Source organism: Brachybacterium sp. Marseille-Q7125, from assembly GCF_023062615.1.
Lineage (GTDB): Bacteria > Actinomycetota > Actinomycetes > Actinomycetales > Dermabacteraceae > Brachybacterium.
This window is the reverse complement of record NZ_JALLAL010000003.1, coordinates 105125-120531: the sequence shown is the minus strand read 5'-3', so window position 1 is coordinate 120531 and position 15407 is coordinate 105125. Positions and strand designations below refer to the sequence as shown.

Annotated in this window: 19 protein-coding genes and 1 tRNA gene; 12 read left to right on the top strand and 8 right to left on the bottom strand. The window is 70.8% G+C overall.

Annotated features, from left to right (window positions below):
- Positions 1–5: 5 nt before the first annotated feature.
- Positions 6–443, bottom strand: coding sequence for an OsmC family protein (locus MU407_RS01920; RefSeq protein WP_246954897.1), 438 nt, complete (start codon positions 441–443; stop codon positions 6–8).
- A 159-nt stretch (positions 444–602) separates the two neighbouring features.
- On the opposite strand from MU407_RS01920, the gene MU407_RS01915 reads away from it, so the two are divergent.
- The 7 genes from MU407_RS01915 to MU407_RS01885 all read left to right on the top strand — a co-directional run bounded on the left by MU407_RS01915 (position 603) and on the right by MU407_RS01885 (position 4502).
- Positions 603–1901 (top strand): glutamate-5-semialdehyde dehydrogenase, encoded by a 1299-nt coding sequence (locus MU407_RS01915; protein WP_246954896.1) that lies wholly within the window; start codon positions 603–605, stop codon positions 1899–1901.
- An 88-nt stretch (positions 1902–1989) separates the two neighbouring features.
- Positions 1990–2160 carry a hypothetical protein gene (locus tag MU407_RS01910; protein WP_199173947.1) on the top strand — a complete coding sequence of 57 codons (171 nt, stop codon included), beginning with the start codon at positions 1990–1992 and terminating at the stop codon, positions 2158–2160.
- Between the two features lie 4 nt (positions 2161–2164).
- Positions 2165–2770, top strand: coding sequence for a nicotinate-nucleotide adenylyltransferase (gene nadD, locus MU407_RS01905; protein ID WP_348647993.1), 606 nt, complete (start codon positions 2165–2167; stop codon positions 2768–2770).
- A complete protein-coding gene (locus MU407_RS01900; protein WP_246954895.1) occupies positions 2767–3372 on the top strand; it encodes a hypothetical protein in 606 nt (201 codons plus the stop codon). The genes nadD and MU407_RS01900 overlap by 4 nt, the downstream gene beginning before the upstream one ends.
- The gene (gene rsfS, locus MU407_RS01895; protein WP_102237339.1) at positions 3369–3746 is read left to right on the top strand and encodes a ribosome silencing factor; all 378 of its coding nucleotides are present in this window, start codon (positions 3369–3371) and stop codon (positions 3744–3746) included. Before MU407_RS01900 ends, rsfS begins: the two co-directional genes overlap by 4 nt.
- Positions 3743–4375: a histidine phosphatase family protein gene (locus tag MU407_RS01890; RefSeq protein WP_246954894.1), complete on the top strand. Its 633-nt coding sequence runs from the start codon at positions 3743–3745 to the stop codon at positions 4373–4375. The genes rsfS and MU407_RS01890 overlap by 4 nt, the downstream gene beginning before the upstream one ends.
- Before the next feature lie 51 nt (positions 4376–4426).
- Positions 4427–4502 (top strand) — tRNA-Ala (locus tag MU407_RS01885).
- Positions 4503–4625: 123 nt separating this feature from the next.
- Here the strand turns inward: MU407_RS01885 and MU407_RS01880 are convergent.
- Positions 4626–5810 carry a saccharopine dehydrogenase NADP-binding domain-containing protein gene (locus tag MU407_RS01880; protein WP_246954892.1) on the bottom strand — a complete coding sequence of 395 codons (1185 nt, stop codon included), beginning with the start codon at positions 5808–5810 and terminating at the stop codon, positions 4626–4628.
- A gap of 116 nt (positions 5811–5926) precedes the next feature.
- On the opposite strand from MU407_RS01880, the gene MU407_RS01875 reads away from it, so the two are divergent.
- Positions 5927–6541, top strand: a complete 615-nt coding sequence (locus MU407_RS01875) for a TetR/AcrR family transcriptional regulator (protein WP_246954891.1) — start codon at positions 5927–5929, stop codon at positions 6539–6541.
- 191 nt (positions 6542–6732) lie between these two features.
- A complete protein-coding gene (locus MU407_RS01870) occupies positions 6733–7824 on the top strand; it encodes a glycosyltransferase (protein WP_246954890.1) in 1092 nt (363 codons plus the stop codon).
- 22 nt (positions 7825–7846) lie between these two features.
- On the opposite strand, the gene MU407_RS01865 is transcribed toward MU407_RS01870, so the two are convergent.
- From MU407_RS01865 to MU407_RS01840, 6 genes are read right to left on the bottom strand one after another with little or no spacing between them, the layout of a single operon-like run.
- Positions 7847–8482, bottom strand: a complete 636-nt coding sequence (locus tag MU407_RS01865) for an endonuclease III (RefSeq protein WP_246954889.1) — start codon at positions 8480–8482, stop codon at positions 7847–7849.
- A gap of 10 nt (positions 8483–8492) precedes the next feature.
- Entirely contained in the window at positions 8493–9524 is a 1032-nt protein-coding gene (locus tag MU407_RS01860; RefSeq protein ID WP_102236401.1) for an ABC transporter ATP-binding protein, read from the bottom strand.
- On the bottom strand, positions 9521–10303 hold the full coding sequence (locus tag MU407_RS01855) for an ABC transporter permease (RefSeq protein ID WP_102236400.1): 783 nt from the start codon (positions 10301–10303) through the stop codon (positions 9521–9523). The genes MU407_RS01860 and MU407_RS01855 overlap by 4 nt, the downstream gene beginning before the upstream one ends.
- Positions 10300–11070: a molybdate ABC transporter substrate-binding protein gene (gene modA, locus MU407_RS01850; RefSeq protein WP_102236399.1), complete on the bottom strand. Its 771-nt coding sequence runs from the start codon at positions 11068–11070 to the stop codon at positions 10300–10302. Before modA ends, MU407_RS01855 begins: the two co-directional genes overlap by 4 nt.
- On the bottom strand, positions 11067–11474 hold the full coding sequence (locus MU407_RS01845; RefSeq protein ID WP_246954888.1) for a TOBE domain-containing protein: 408 nt from the start codon (positions 11472–11474) through the stop codon (positions 11067–11069). The genes modA and MU407_RS01845 overlap by 4 nt, the downstream gene beginning before the upstream one ends.
- 28 nt (positions 11475–11502) lie before the next feature.
- Positions 11503–12612 (bottom strand): putative sulfate exporter family transporter, encoded by a 1110-nt coding sequence (locus MU407_RS01840; protein WP_281507521.1) that lies wholly within the window; start codon positions 12610–12612, stop codon positions 11503–11505.
- A gap of 11 nt (positions 12613–12623) precedes the next feature.
- On the opposite strand from MU407_RS01840, the gene MU407_RS01835 reads away from it, so the two are divergent.
- The 3 genes from MU407_RS01835 to MU407_RS01825 are packed head-to-tail and all read left to right on the top strand — an operon-like array spanning position 12624 to position 15384.
- Positions 12624–13574 carry a LysR substrate-binding domain-containing protein gene (locus tag MU407_RS01835; protein ID WP_246954887.1) on the top strand — a complete coding sequence of 317 codons (951 nt, stop codon included), beginning with the start codon at positions 12624–12626 and terminating at the stop codon, positions 13572–13574.
- A gap of 31 nt (positions 13575–13605) precedes the next feature.
- Positions 13606–14514, top strand: a complete 909-nt coding sequence (locus tag MU407_RS01830) for an NYN domain-containing protein (protein WP_102236395.1) — start codon at positions 13606–13608, stop codon at positions 14512–14514.
- Between the two features lie 12 nt (positions 14515–14526).
- The gene (locus MU407_RS01825) at positions 14527–15384 is read left to right on the top strand and encodes a uroporphyrinogen-III synthase (protein ID WP_102236394.1); all 858 of its coding nucleotides are present in this window, start codon (positions 14527–14529) and stop codon (positions 15382–15384) included.
- Positions 15385–15407: the final 23 nt, after the last annotated feature.

Sequence of the window (15407 nt, the reverse complement as noted above, 5' to 3'; positions counted from 1 at the left end):
GCCGTTCAGGCGCGTGCGGCGGCGCTGATCCGCACCGGGGTGGCGTTGGCGAGGTTGTCCGAGACCGGGCAGCGGGACTCCGCTTCGGACAGGAGCTCCGCGACCGCCTGCTCATCGGCGTCGGTGTCCAGCTCGACGGCGACGCGGATCTCCTGGAAGCCGGGGCGGGTGGTGACATCCTCACCCATGAGCTTCGCGGGATTCAGGTCGCCCTCCGCGGTGAGCTTCAGGGAGCGGTACTCGATGCCCTTCTCCTTCGCGACCATCTGGATCACGACGTTCAGGCAGCCCAGCAGGGCCCCGAGCACATACTCGACGGGGTTCGCGCCATGGTCCTCACCGCCCAGGTTCGGCGGCTCATCGATCGTCAGGGTGAACTGGCGGGCCTGCACCTCGATCTTGGTGGGGGACAGGGAGGTGCCGGAGGCGGAGAACGTGGCCACGGGGCGTCCTTTCACGGTGTGGGCCGTGCCGGGTCGGCACGACGCTGAGGATGTGCAGGTACGCCTCGACCATAGGGTGGAAATGCCTGCTCAGACCCCGAAATGGTCCCTGTATGACCACGTATGACGCCGCAGGGCACAACTGCCTATCCTGGGCTCATGTCCGCCACCGATGCCGCCATCGCCCCCGATGCTGTGACCACCGCCGTCCACGCCGCTGCACGCGCCGCACAGGATGCTCAGCGCCACCTGGCCCACCTCCATCGCGAGCGCAAGGACGAGGTGCTGCACGCGATGGCCGAGGCGCTCGTCGCGCAATCCGGGCAGATCATCGCCGCGAACGCGCGGGACCTCGAGGCGGCCGACGCCGCGGGGATCAGCGCGGGCCTGCGCGACCGCCTGGCCCTGGATGAGCAGCGCATCGCAGCGATCGCCCAGCAGCTGCTGGACGCCGCTGCTCTGCCGGACCCGGTGGGGGAGGTGGTGCGCGGCTCCACCCTCCCCAACGGACTGCAGCTGCGGCAGGTGCGCGTGCCCATCGGCGTGATCGGCATGATCTACGAAGCCCGCCCCAACGTCACCGTCGATGCCGCGGGCCTCGCGCTCAAGGCCGGCTCGGCCGTCGTGCTGCGCGGCGGCTCCGCGGCCCTGCACTCCAACACCGCGATCATCGAAGTGCTGCGGCAGGTGCTCACCGCACAGGGGCTGCCGGCAGATCTCATCGTCGGGATCGATGAGTATGGGCGTGCTGGCGCCGATGCTCTCATGCGCGCCCGCGGCCTGGTGGATGTGCTGATCCCGCGTGGCGGCGCCGGGCTGATCGCCCGCGTGGTGGAGAACGCGCAGGTCCCCGTCATCGAGACCGGCACCGGCACCACCCACGTGCTCATCGATGCGAGCGCCGACCTGCCCCAGGCGCTCGAGATCGTGCTGAACGCGAAGACGCAGCGGGTCGGAGTGTGCAACGCCCTGGAGACCCTGCTGATCCACCAGGACATCGCCGACGAGGCCCTCGCGCTGATCGGCCCGGCGCTCGGGCAGGCTCAGGTGCGGTTGCACGTCGATGAGCGCGCCGCGCAGCTGCTCGAGGGCAGCGGCGCCGACGTCGTGCCCGCCACCGCGGAGGACTGGGACCAGGAGTACCTGTCCCTGGACCTCGCCGTGCGCGTGGTCGCGGACCTCGACCAGGCCCTCGAGCACATCCGCGCCCACTCCTCGGGGCACACCGAAGCGATCCTCACCCGGGACCTCACCAGCCAGCAGCGTTTCCTCACCGAGGTGGACTCCGCGGTGGTGATGGCCAACGCTTCCACCCGCTTCTCCGACGGCGGGCAGTTCGGCTTCGGCGCCGAGATCGGTATCTCCACGCAGAAGCTCCACGCCCGCGGACCGATGGGCCTGCCGGAGATCACCACCACCCGTTGGCAGGTGATCGGCCAGGGGCACGTGCGCCCGTGAACCCCCTCCCACCGGGCGCGTTCCGGGCCGGTGACCGGCCACGCTGTGGGATGATGGGCCGGTCACCCGTGGAAAGGCTCCCTGAACCATGATCGATCAGCTCCCGCTCCTGGCCGAGGCCGGCGGCGTTCCCGCCCCCGCGATCGGTATCGGCATGTTCCTGTCGCTGATGGCCCTGCTGGGCATCACCTGGCTCATCAGCGGCAACCACCAGCGCCATAAGGACGAGCAGCACAGCCGCACCGACGGAGACCACTGACCACGTGGAGCAGCAGCGCCGCCGGATCGGAGTGATGGGGGGGACCTTCGATCCCATCCATCACGGCCACCTCGTTGCCGCGAGCGAGGTCCAAAGCGTCTTCGCCCTCGACGAGGTGGTGTTCGTCCCCACGGGACGGCCCTGGCAGAAGGCGGACCGGGAGATTTCCGATCCTGAGCACCGCTACCTCATGACCGTGGTCGCCACCGCCGCGAACCCCGTGTTCACGGTCTCGCGCGTGGACATCGACCGCCCCGGCGCCACGTACACCATCGACACGCTGCGCGATCTGCATGCTGAGCACCCCGATGCGGACCTGTTCTTCATCACCGGTGCGGATGCTCTGCAGAACATCCTCACCTGGAAGGACACCGAGGAGATCTTCCAGCTGGCGCACTTCGTGGGCGTCACCCGCCCCGGCCATGCCCTGGATACCTCGGGACTGCCCGATGACGGCGTGACCCTCATCGAGGTGCCGGCCATGGCCATTAGCTCCACCGACTGCCGCACCCGCGTCGCCGCCGGTGCGCCCGTGTGGTACCTGGTGCCCGACGGCGTGGTGCAGTACATCAACAAGTACGCCCTCTACACAGGAGGTGACGGCCGATGACCGAGGCCGAATCCACCCCGCGGCGCGGCCGCCGGGCCCGCCGCCTGAGCCCCGAGGAGAGCGCTGCCCTGGAGTCCGGGCAGGCCGGTGCGCAGGTGCCCGGTGTGCGTCGCGCCGTCGCACCGCCTGGGGCCGATGCACCCCGGCCGCAGCTGCGTAAGTTCGGGCGCCGCGCCCGCATCATCGAGCTGACCGACGCTCCGGCCCCCGCCGCGCAACCGGCCGCGGAGATCTCCGCCGAGCCAGCGACGAACGCCATCGGCCCGGAGCTGCCACAGGACCGCGATGGTGTGGAGCTCGGCGAGCTGTCCGTCACCGAGGCGCCGCCGCCGCGACCCGCCCCCCGCTTTGAGGGCCGCGTCCTGCACCGCAGCGAAGGCACCACGGGACGGCCGCTGCTGTGGATCGTGTGGATCCTTCTCGCTGCAGCGCTCATCACGCTCGTGGTGCTGCTGCTAACCGGGGTGCTCGGCCCCGGCGTGAGTGGGGCTGCGGCCCTGTCCGCTGCTGCTGTTCCCGGCCTGCGGGGCATGATTCCCGGCGGCCCCGTGTTCCCCGTTCACTCATCAGACCGCTTTGTCCTGGAGGATCCTGCCGCGTGACTGCTCCCGACGAATCCCTCGACCTCGCCCGCGTGGCCGGCCAGGCCGCCGCCGACAAGCTCGCCCAGGAGATCATCGGCCTGGACGTCTCCGAGCTGGTGGTCATCACCGATATCTTCCTTGTGGCCAGCGGTGACTCCGAGCGCCAGGTCTCTGCGATCGTGGACGGCGTCGAAGAGGCGCTGCTCAAGGAACGCCGCCGCAAGCCGCTGCGTCGCGAGGGCGAGCGGGACGCCCGCTGGGTGCTGCTGGATTACGGCGACATCGTCGTGCACGTCCAGCATGCTGAGGACCGCGCCTTCTACGCACTGGAGCGGCTGTGGCGCGACGCCCCCGTCGTGGACCTCCAGATCGATGAGGCCGAGACCGAGTGAAGTCGCAGCGCTCCCGGCTCGTGCTGGTTCGGCACGGGCAGACCGACTACAACCGGGAAGGGCGCCTGCAGGGCCAGGTGGACATCCCGCTGAACACCACCGGCGCCGCGCAGGCGCAGCGGCTCGCGGCCGCTGTGACCGCCGATCCGCCGGATGTCATCGTCGCCTCGCCGCTGCAGCGCGCGCTGGCCACCGCGCAGGTCATCGGGCGGGTGACCAGTGTTCCGGTCACCACCGACCCCGCTTTCCTCGAACGCAGCTTCGGGGACTGGGAGGGTCTGCGGGGTGAGGAGATCCGGCAGCGCTGGCCCGAGGAGCACGCCGCTTGGCGTGCGCACCGCACCGTCGAGGGGGTGGGCGTGGAGGACCGCCCCGAGGTGGCCGAGCGGGTAGCCGCGGGGGCGCGCCGCCTCCTGCAGGAGCATCCCGGCAAGACGGTCATGGTGGTCGCCCACGGTGCCGCTATCACCCTGGGCATCACGGCGCTCATCGGCGAGGACCCCAACGGGTTCCGCGGCATCGCGGGCCTGGAGAACTGCCACCGCAGCGTCCTTGAACCGCTGCAGGCCGCCGGGTGCGAGGGCCTGATGAGGTTGCTGTCACACAACCTGCCCCCGAGTTTCGCCTGACCTGGCCTGCGGTGTAATATCGACGAGTCGCCCGCGGGCGACTCCCGATCTGGGGCTATGGCGCAGTTGGTAGCGCGCTTCCATGGCATGGAAGAGGTCAGGGGTTCGAATCCCCTTAGCTCCACCAGCAGCCGGAGCCGTGGCATCATCGAGAGGTGACGCCGCGGCTCCGGCTTTTGCGTGGTCGCACGGCCGGGGGAGTTCCAGCCGGGCCTGATGCTCTGGCCTGCTACCTCACGGTGCGGCTATTTCACTGTGCGGCGGGCCCCTCGACGATCTCATCCTCGACGAAAAGCACCGTCGAGTCCGCCTCGAAGCGGCGCAGCAGATCCTCCCCATCGAAGCACAGCTCCGGGGTCAGCACACCGGTGCCCGTGATCCGTCCGTCCAGCAGGGCGTCCAGGCCGATGGCCGCCGCGACGGCCGTCGGGTCCTGCCGCATCTCGGGCGGCACATCCCGCTTGCCCAGCAGATCCATGAGCGTGCGCAGCCGCACCGGCTGGCCGTTGCGCAGTCCCTGCACCTCCACGAGCGTCCCCACCGTCGGGACGCCCTCGCTCGCCAGCAGCTCATCGAGGGCGCCAGCACGGATGAGGTGGACGAGGACTTGGGTGGCGGTCGCCCCGAGCCCTTCGATCTCGCCCTCGGCGCCGCGGGCGATCGCGGTGATCATCCGCCATGTCGCATTGCCCTGCTCGCCGAGCCACGACAGGCGGACCGTGACCTCCTGCAGGTGCGGGAACGAACGTGCGAGCATGACCGTCTCGCCATGGCCCGCGGTCAGCGCCGGAACGCTCTGCTGCGCGCCGGGAGGAGTCACCTCCTCCCGGGGCTCGGCATAGGCGGGGATCGGGGTGATCTCGCCATCGCGCTGCGCGAGCACCTCCCCGGTGCTGATGTGCACCATGTGATCGAGCACCGCCGGGCTGAAGCGCTTCGCCACCGCGAGTGGCAGCAGCATCGTGATCTGCACGTCCTGCGCCTCATCGAGCGCATCGATGCTGCGGCGAGCCACGAGGTTCGACATCCCCGGGGTGGTGCCGGCGCCGACCACGAGGCGGGCCCCGGACTCCTCGGCCCGGCCCCGAAGCTCCTCATCTCCGAGCAGCGACAGGAGCATGTCGTCGTCATCATCGATGTCGAGGTACGCGATGCCGCGCTCGGCCGCGGCCTCCAGCAGCGGTCGGGCGTTGCGGTAGAAGGGGCCCGCGGTGTGCAGCACGGCATCCACCCCGTCGAGGGCCGGGGCGAGGGATGCCGGGTCATGCAGATCCACGGCGATGCCTTCGGCGCGGGGGCCGAGCTCTGCGGCGACGCGCTGGGCCGCCTCCTCGTACAGATCGGCGATGCGCAGATCGAGGTCGGGGCGAAGGGCGGACAGGTGACGGGCGGCACCGGAGCCGACACCGCCGGCACCGAGGATGAGCGTACGCATGGCAGGGTCCTTTCGGTCGGGAGAGCAAGCCTCTAATGACTCATAAAGCGACACTAGCGCGATGAGGGGAGACCACGTCAAGGGGCGACGTTTGCTCAGTTCTCTATGCTGGGCAGATGAGCAGGTCAGAGGCAGATGCGGAGAATCCCGCCCCCTACGGGTCCGTGCGCCCCGGCGGGCGCACCCGGCGCAACACCGAGGCGATCCATGCCGCCGTGCTCAGCCTGCTGGAGGAGCGCGGCACCGACTTCACCATGCAGGACATCGCCGACGCCGCCGGTGTCAGCCGCCGCACCCTGCATCGGCGCTGGGCCGACCGCGAGGCGCTGGTCGCTGATGCGCTCGAGGCCTACTACCGCAGCCTCACCGTCCAGACCGTCGGCGATCTCCGTGCTGACCTGCTGAGCTACCTGCTGGCCTTCCGAGACTTCTCCGACTCTCGGCTCGAGCGAGTCCTCAATGGACTGGCCGCCACGAGCGCAGAAGCGCATTTCGCGCATGCCAATCGGCGCAGCTGGGAGGCGCAGGAGAAGACGCTGCCGCGCATTCTTGCGGCGGCGCGGGAGCGCGGAGAGCTGCGTGAGGACGTGTCCACCGCGCTCATCGCCCACCTGCTGACCGCACCGATCCTCGTCTCCGCCTCGATCGTGCGCACACCGCTCACCGATCAGCAGGTCGAAGCTGTGCTCGATGCGGTGCTGGACGGGGTGCGTGCTCCCGCGGACGACTGAAGACGCCCGGCCCACCGCGACTCTCCGGAGCCCACCGTGATACTCCGGACCGTCCTGACGGTCGGTTCGCTGACCAGTGATGATGCCGACGGATGTGGGGGCCTGGGCATGACCGTGCCCCTGGGCCGTAGCGTGCCGGCAAGGCTGTGCACCGCGGTGGTGCTCGGCGTGTCCGTCCCGGAAGGTCCACCATGCGGATTGCGATGATCTGCCACCCCCACCATCCGCTGCGCGAGCCGTGGGCCGGCGGCATGGAAATGCACTCGATCATGCTCACCCGTGCCCTGCTGGAGCGCGGGCATGCGGTGACGCTGCTGGCCAAGGAGGGCAGCGAGATGCCGCCAGGAGCGCAGCTGCACGTGATCGAGGCCGCCGAGCATGACTACGCGCTGAACCCCGATCCCGAGCGGGGTGCTGTGCAGGATGAGCGCAGCGAGGCCGCGATCCGTCGGGCCTGCGTCGCGGTGGCTGCTGACCCCCCGGACGTGGTCATCAACAACTCTCTGAGCGCCCTGCCGCACGACCTCCTTGCAGAGCAGCCCCTGGTCAGCATCATGCACAGTCCCGTACCGGTGCCGTCGTACCTGGAACATTTCGCGCGCGACGCGACTCTGCCGGCGCGCCACCGTTTCGTCACCGTCTCCGCCGCCAATGCGCGCGCCTGGAGCGAGCACTACCCGGGGGTGGGCGTCCTGCCCAACGGCGTGGACACTGCCTTCTGGGGTGCGGTGGCCCCGACGTGTGCGCCGGACCGGGACGGTGGTGTGCCCCAGGCGCTGTGGACCGGACGCATCACCCATCAAAAGGGTGTGCACGTCGCGATCGACGCCGCCCAGCAGGCTGGGGTGGCCCTGCGGATCAGCGGCCTGCTCTCGGACCCTGACTACATGGAGGAACAGGTGCGATCCCGGATACAGGCCGCACGCGCAGCGGGCGGGCCGAGCATCGAGTACGTGGGCCACCTCTCCCACGCCCAGATCCGCCAGGAGCTGGCCCGGGCCGATGTCTTCATCGCCTCACCGCTGTGGGCGGAGCCTTTTGGCCTGGCGCCCGTGGAGGCCATGGCCAGCGGCACCCCCGTGGCCGCGACCCCGCGTGGGGCCATGCCGGAGGTGATCAAGGGCGGGGGAGTGGTGGCCGAGAGTGCCGAGACCGCCGACCTCGCCGCTGCGATCCGGGCGGCGCTCGAGGTGACCCCGGCTGCGGCCCGGGAGAACGCCGCGTGCTACGGGCTGGAGCCGATGGCACAGCGTCTCGAGGAGATCATCACCTCCCTGCCCTGAGGAGGCTCTGACCAGGCCCTGATCACGCACCCGGCCGAGGCCGTGCCACGGTCTTGCCTTCCTCGACGACCAGGCCGTGCAGCTCCGCGAGCTCGGGCACCGTGAATGCCGCGGCGGCGAGCCCCGGAGCGAGCAGCTGCGCGAAGGTGCGATAGGTGCCTGGGACGGCGACACCCCGGGCGGTGAGGACCCGCCGGGCGTACTCATCGCACAGGAACGCTGGGCGCTCGAAGCAGTACAGGCTGATCGCATCGGCGGTCTCCTCACCGATCCCCTCCACGGCCAGCAGCTCCCGGCGCAGATCCGCATCCCCGAGCTCCCTCGCGGCCTGCGCGCGCTCGTCCCACCAGCGGCCGAGCGCCAGCACCCGGCGCGGCTTGCTGCGCGGGAAGCCCGCGGCCCGCACCAGGGGAAGGAGCGTCTGCTCATCGGCCGCCGCGAGGCGCCGCGGAACATCCAGTCCGGCCGCCTTCAGGGCGTCCAGCGCCGCCTGGGCCTGCACCCAGCGGCAACGCTGCACCAGCACCGCCCCCAGCGCGATGTGGAACGCGCTCTCGCCCGGCCACCACCAGCCTTGCGGGCCATGGCGCTCTAGCAGCTCCGCCTGCAGGACCCGCAGGAACGGACCGTCGGGGGTCTGGGGCACGGGAGCGGGCATGAAGCGCATGCTAGGGCCCGGCCGGGTAGACGGTGACCTCGGATGCCGCCACGTCCAGGCGCAGCTCCTGGCCCGGGGCGATGCCCTGCGCAGCCAACTGCGCGGCAGACAGCTCAGCGAGGAGCTCACCGCAGTGCACCCGCACTAGCGCGCCCTGCGGAACCAGGGAGGTCACCTCAACGGTGATCGGCCCATCGGGCGCCAGCCGCACGGCGGAGGGTGGGAACACCGTGCGAACCCGCGTACCCGCACGCCGGCCGTAGCGCGCCGGAATGCGCAGCTCATCCCTCCTGTGCCCCGTTCCGCGCACATACTCGCCGTCCCAGCACCCCTCCACCAGGTTCAGCCCGGCGAAGCGGGCGGCGAAGCGGGTGGCGGGCCGAGAGAGCACCTGCTCGACCGAGCCCTGCTCAGCCACCCGCCCCTGCTCCAGCACGACGGCGTGCTGCGCGAGGGTGACAACATCGAGAACCTCATGGGTGACGATCACCGCGGTGCGGCCGACGAGGGCCCGGCGCAGCACCTCCCGCAAGGCGGGCGCCGCCTGCACGTCCAGGGCCGCAAAGGGCTCATCCAGCAGCAGCACGGCCGGCCGCGCCGCCAGCGCCCGCGCAATCGCCACCCGCTGCGCCTGCCCCCCGGAAAGTTCCCCAGGCAGGCGCCGAGCCAGTGCCCCGAGCTCGAGCGCCGTGATCTGCTCATCCGTGCGCTCGCGGATCTCCGCCCGCGAGACCCCGCCCGCTGCGGCCGCGAAGCGGATGTTCTGGGCGACGCTCAGATGCGGGAACAGCAGCGGGTCCTGCTTGAGGGTCACGATGCGCCTCGCGTGCACGGGATCCCCACCCACGTCGGTGCCCTCCAGGCGCACATGACCGCCCGTCGTGCGGACCGTCCCGGCCGCGGCGGCGAGCACCGTGGACTTCCCCGCACCATTGGGGCCCACGAGCGCCAGGGTGCGGCCCGCGGGCACCGTGAGCGCGACATCCACGCCGCGCTCCGGCACCACCGCGTGCAGGTCCAGAGCCGATGGCTGGTCGTTCATGCCGGGCTCCGCCGATACGCGAGGACGATGACGAGCACCGCCACGATCATCAGCAGGAAGGACAGCGCGACCGCGGCATCCGGGCCGCTCTCGCGCTGCAGATAGATCTCCAGCGGCAGCGTCCGCGTGGTTCCCTGCAGGCTTCCGGCGAAGGTGATCGTGGCTCCGAACTCGCCGAGCGCTCGCGCGAAGGAGAGCACCGTGCCGGAGGCGAGAGATGGGAGCAGAAGCGGCAGGGTGATGTGTGTGAACACGCGCGTGGGCCCCGCACCCAGACCGGCAGCGGCCTGCTCGTACCGGGTCCCGGCGGTGCGCAGACCGCCCTCGAGGGAGAGCACGAGAAACGGCAGAGCCACAAAGGTCTGGGCGATCACCACCGCGGCGGTCGAGAACGCTATCTGCACGCCCAGGACCTCCAGGTGACGTCCCAGCAGGCCCTGGCGCCCGAAGGTGTACAGCAGCGCGATGCCGCCCACCACCGGCGGGAGCACAAGGGGGATGAGAACGGCAGAGCGCAGCAGAGCGCGCCCCGGCAGTCTCGCGCGGGCCAGAAGCATCGCCAGCGGTACCCCGAGCACCACGCACGCCGCCGTCGCACAGGTCGCGGTCACCAGGCTCAGGCGCAGAGCCGCGAGAGAGGATGCGCTGGTCACGAGCGGGAGAAACTCCGTCCAGCTGACGCGTAGGGCCATGGAGATGAGCGGGAGGGTCACGAACAGTGCTCCCAGCAGTGCGGGCACGAGAACCCAGCGCGGCATGCTGCTGCCTGGAGCGCTCATGGGCCTGCGAACCCGTGCTCGGCGAGCGCCCGCTGCCCGTCCTCGCTGGTCACGAGATCCACGAACTCCTGGGCGAGCGCAGGGTCGGCAGAGTCCTTCACCGTCGTGATCGGGTAGATGTTCACTGCGTCCTCCGCCTGCGGGAACGTGATGCCCTCGACAGCATCCCCGGCCTTGCGCACATCCGTGGCATAGACCAACCCCGCATCGGCCTCACCGCTCGTGACCTTGCCGAGCACATCCGTGACCGACTGCTCCTCGCTCACCGGTGAGAAGCTGAGACCGGCGGCCTGCTCGACCTGCTGCGTCGCAGCTCCGCAGGGCACCTCGGGCGCGCACACCACGAGGTTCACGCCCAGCTGAGCCAGGGAGGCGAGGTCGGTGATGTCCGCGGGATTCCCGGGCGGCACGGCGATCATGAGCGTATTGGTGGCAAACGCGATGGGCTCAGCGCCATGCAGGTCCTGATCGGTGAGCTTGTGCATGGTGCGCTCATCGGCGGCGGCGAACACGTCTGCCGGGGCGCCGTGCTGGATCTGTTCGACCAGGGTGGAGGACCCGGCGAAGGTGAAGCTCACGCTCACGCCCTCCTGCTGCGCCTCGAACAGTTGCCCGAGCTCCTCGAACGGCAGCTGCAGCGACGCGGCGGCGAAGACCTGGAGCGTCACGGGAGACGACTCCGACGGGCCGGCGCCCCGGGCGCATCCCGCGAGCAGGAGGAGGGCTCCCAGCAGTGCCAGGAGGCGACGGGCGAAATGTGTGCTCATGTCGCCGATGCTCCGGTGTGTTCCGCCTCGATGATCACCTGTGTGGCCTTCACGACGGCGGTTGCGACAACCCCCGGGGCAAGACCCAGCTCCCGCACGGCTTCGGAGCTCATGAGGGACACCACCCGAAACGGCCCGCACTGCAGCTCGACCTGCGCCATGACCGTATTGGCGACCACGTCGGTGACCAGGCCCGTGAACCGGTTCCGGGCCGACGAGGCACCACCGGACGTCGGTGCATGTGCGAGCTCGCGCGCCCGCCGTGCCACATCGATGCCCGCGATCACGGTGCGCCCGCTGGCATCGGCGCTCGCCGGAAGGATGCCGCGCTCCACCCAGCGCCTCACCGTGTCCTCACTGACTCCCAGGAATACGGCGGCCTCTCGTACCCGCATCTGCGTCATGCAGATGATCATAGCCGCGCAGGTGCGGTCAGGATGCCAGCATGATGCCCGCGAGTGCGATGGTTGTGACCGCTGCGGTGGAGGCCGCGGCCAGCAGCACCGGGCGTGGCCCCAAAGACAGCAGATCCCTGATCCGCACTCCGGTGCCCAGAGCGAACATCGCCGCCGCCAGCAGCAGGGTCTGCGCGAAGCTCGCGCCGCTCAGCACCGCGCTGGGCAGCGGCACGAGCGACCCCAGGACCACCATGGCCAGGAACCCAGCCACGAACAGCGGCATGATCGGGGGACGATGCCCGCCGTCGCCGCTGACGCGACGCGTGTACAGGCTCAGCCCCGCCATGACCGGTGCGAGCATGAGCACGCGGGCGAGCTTGACGATCACCGCGACCGTCAGTGCGCCACCGCCGATCGCCCCGCCGGCCGCGACCACCTGCGCGACCTCATGGATCGAGGCCCCGGCCCACAGACCCGCTGAGTGCTCATCGAGCCCCAGCGCTGCGGCGCCGAACGGGATGAGCGCGATCATCCCGGTGCCGAACAGCACCACCAGCGCGAGCGCTGTCGCAGTCAGTTCGGGCCGTTTCTCCTCCGGGTCGGTGACCCCGCTGGCCCCGGCCACGGCGGCCGCCCCGCAGATCGAGAAACCGCAGGCCACCAGCAGCGTGAGCTCTCTGGGGATGCCGAGCAGGCGCCCCAGCGCCAGGGTGATACCGATGCCTCCGGCCACCACGGCGACCACCACGCCCAGCGCTCCCACGCCGAGGCCCAGCAGATCCCCGATGACCACCTGCAGGCCCAACAGCACGATGCCGATGCGCAACAATCGCTTGGCCGCAACCATGCTGCCCGGCTGCAGGATGGTCGGCAGCCCCACGGTGTTGGCCACCACGATCCCCGCGACGATCGCGACGATCAGGGCGCTGATCCCCGGCAGCGGCCGGGCGATGATCATCGACACGCCGGCGACGGCCAGAGAGGTGAGCAGACCTGGCCACAGCCGAACGGGTGGGGGAGGGGCGATGGGAGCTGCGGACGGGTCGATGGAACGGTGTGGGGTCGAAATAGGCGTCGTGGACACCGCAGAACCGTCCCATCGACACCACGGAGCGCGGTAGCCATCGATCGCGCACCGGGCCATATAATTCTGATATGTCCCGTGCCGCCTCCCGCGCCGTCCCCTCAGCTGCTTCCCGGGGCGTCGACCCCTCATCCCTGCCCTCCTTGACGGCTCTGGCCCTGCTGGTCGCGGTGGTGGATGAAGGCAGCCTCGGCGCAGGCGCAAGGCGCCTGGGCATGGCTCAGCCCAACGCGTCCCGCCTCCTGCGCCAGCTCGAGGCCGACGCGGGCACGGGCCTGCTGCAACGCCATCCGCGCGGCTCCCGTCCCACCTCCGCAGGACTGGTCTTCGCGGCGCATGCCCGGGAACTGCTCGAGGCCGCCCAGGACTTCTCCGACTGGCTCGCCCACACCCGCGAGGCGGGGGCCGACGAGCTCCCCATCGGCGTCTCCCTGACGATCGCCGAGCACCTCATGCCCGCGTGGCTGACCACCCTGCGCAACCAGGTCCCTGGTGTGCGCGTCAGCCCCCACGTGCTGAACTCCACGCAGGTGCTCGAGCGGGTGCGCGGCGGTGACCTGCCGCTCGGGTTCGTCGAGACCCCACACGTACCCAGCTCTGTGCGCTCGCGCGTCATCACCGACGATGAGCTTGTGGTGCTGGTGGCCCCGCACCATCCCTGGGCCGACCGTCGCAGCCCCCTCACCATCGAGGAGCTGGCCCGCACCCCGCTCGTGGTGCGAGAGGGCGGCTCCGGCACCCGCGACGCCTTCGAAGAACTGGTGCCCGCCGCGGCGGCCACCGCGCCCGTGCAGGAACTCAGCTCCAATGCCGCCGTGCGGCTGGCCGTCGCGTCCGGCGCGGGACCTGCCGTGCTCTCCCGTCGCGCCGCCCTGCAGGACCTCGTCTCCGGCACCCTGCTGCGCGTCCCCCTGCACGGCGGGCATCGTCTGGTGCGACCTCTGACCGCGGTGTGGAGCGGCCCGCAGCGCATGAGCGGCCCAGCGGCCCTGTTGTTGGACGTCGCGTCGCGGCGTTGCTGACTGCCCCCGCCCGAGCAGGCACACTGGTGGCATGCCTGAGATCGACAACCCCCGCGTCGCCGTCTACCTCGACTTCGACAACATCGTCATGTCCTGGTACGACCGCATCCACGGCAAGCAGGCCTTCAGCCGCGACCGCCAGAAGATCGCCGAAGACCCCACCGAACCTGAGATCGCCCAGAAGCTCGAGCGTGCCCGCGTGGACGTCGGCGCGATCATCGACTACGCCGCCAGCTTCGGGTCCCTGCTGCTGACCCGCGCCTACGCCGACTGGTCAGCCCCGATGAACGCCGAATACCGCACCCAGCTGGTGGCCCGCGCTGTGGACCTCGTCCAGCTGTTCCCCGCCGCCGCGTACGCCAAGAACGGCGCCGACATCCGCCTGGCCGTCGACGCCGTGGAGGACATGTTCCGCACCGCGGACCTTACCCACGTCGTCATCGTCGGCGGGGACAGCGACTACGTGCCGCTCGCTCAGCGCTGCCGACGCCTGGGCCGCTACGTGATCGGCATGGGAGTGGCCGGATCCACGGCGAAGTCCCTGGCCGCTGCGTGCGATGAGTTCCAGTCCTATGAGGAGCTGCCCGGCGTGGAGCGCCCCGCTCCGGCCCGCTCCGGGAAGAAGCGCCGCGGCGCAGATCCCGCAGACGCAAGCTCCGCCGCGCAGGAGGACCGCGAGGGCGCGGAGGACTCGGCGGAGGACCAGGATGCCGCGCAGACGGCCGCGCACCTGCTGCGCCGAGCCCTTGAGCTCGGCGGACGGGATGACAGCGACTGGCTGTACGCCTCCGCCGTCAAGTCCCATATGCGCCGCATGGACTCCTCCTTCCGCGAGAAATCCCTGGGCTACCGCAGCTTCTCCGACTTCCTCAAAGCCCACGACGACATCGCCGAGCTCGACGAGAACGGCCACGAGCGCATGGTCCGCGCCCGCGACTGAGACCCACCGCCGATGAACACCACCGAACCCGCTGCCCTGTCCGATGCCCTCGCCGGACGCACCATCGCCCTGGCTGTCGAACGCCGTGCCGCCGAGCTCGGCGCCGCCCTCGAGCGCCACGGCGCCCGAATCCTGCACGCCCCAGCCATGTCCACCGTCCACCACCTCGATGATCCCGCCCTCGTCGAGCGCACCCGAGAGCTCATCGCCGGCCCTCCCGCCGTGGTCGTAGCGCTGACCGGCGTGGGCTTCCGCGGCTGGATGGAAGCGGCCGACGCCGCAGGACTCGGAAAGCAGCTGCGGACAGCGCTCGCCCCGGCCCGGATCCTCGCCCGCGGCCCCAAGGCCCGCGGCGCCATCCAGCAGGCGGGGCTCAGCTGCGCTTTCGTCGCGGACTCCGAGCTCGCCGCCGAGGTGGGTGAGCAGCTGCGGCGCGAAGACGTCGCCGGGCGTCGCGTGGCCGTCCAGCACCACGGCGCAGGATCCGACGGGCTCGATGAGCTGCTGGAGGAGCTCGGAGCCGACGTCACGAGCCTTGTGGTCTACCGGTGGGGGCCGACGCCCGATGCTGCCGCCCTGCGCGAGAGCACCGAGCTCGCCGGGGCCGGGCAGCTCGATGCGGTGCTGTTCACGGCCGCCCCCGGCGCCGCGGCCTGGCTCGACGATGCCCGCGAGGCGGGGGTGCTGGCGGCGCTCACCGAGCAGGTGCGCACCGGAACCGTCACCCTCGCGGCGGTGGGAGATGTGACCGCCCAGCCGCTGCGAGAGGCGGGGCTCGACGTGCTCGTGCCCGAGCGGTGGCGCATGGGATCGCTCATCAAGACCGTCATCGCGCACCTCGCCGCGCCGACCGCTGCAGCAGGGCCGTAAAGGGCGGCGCCATCCCATCAGAG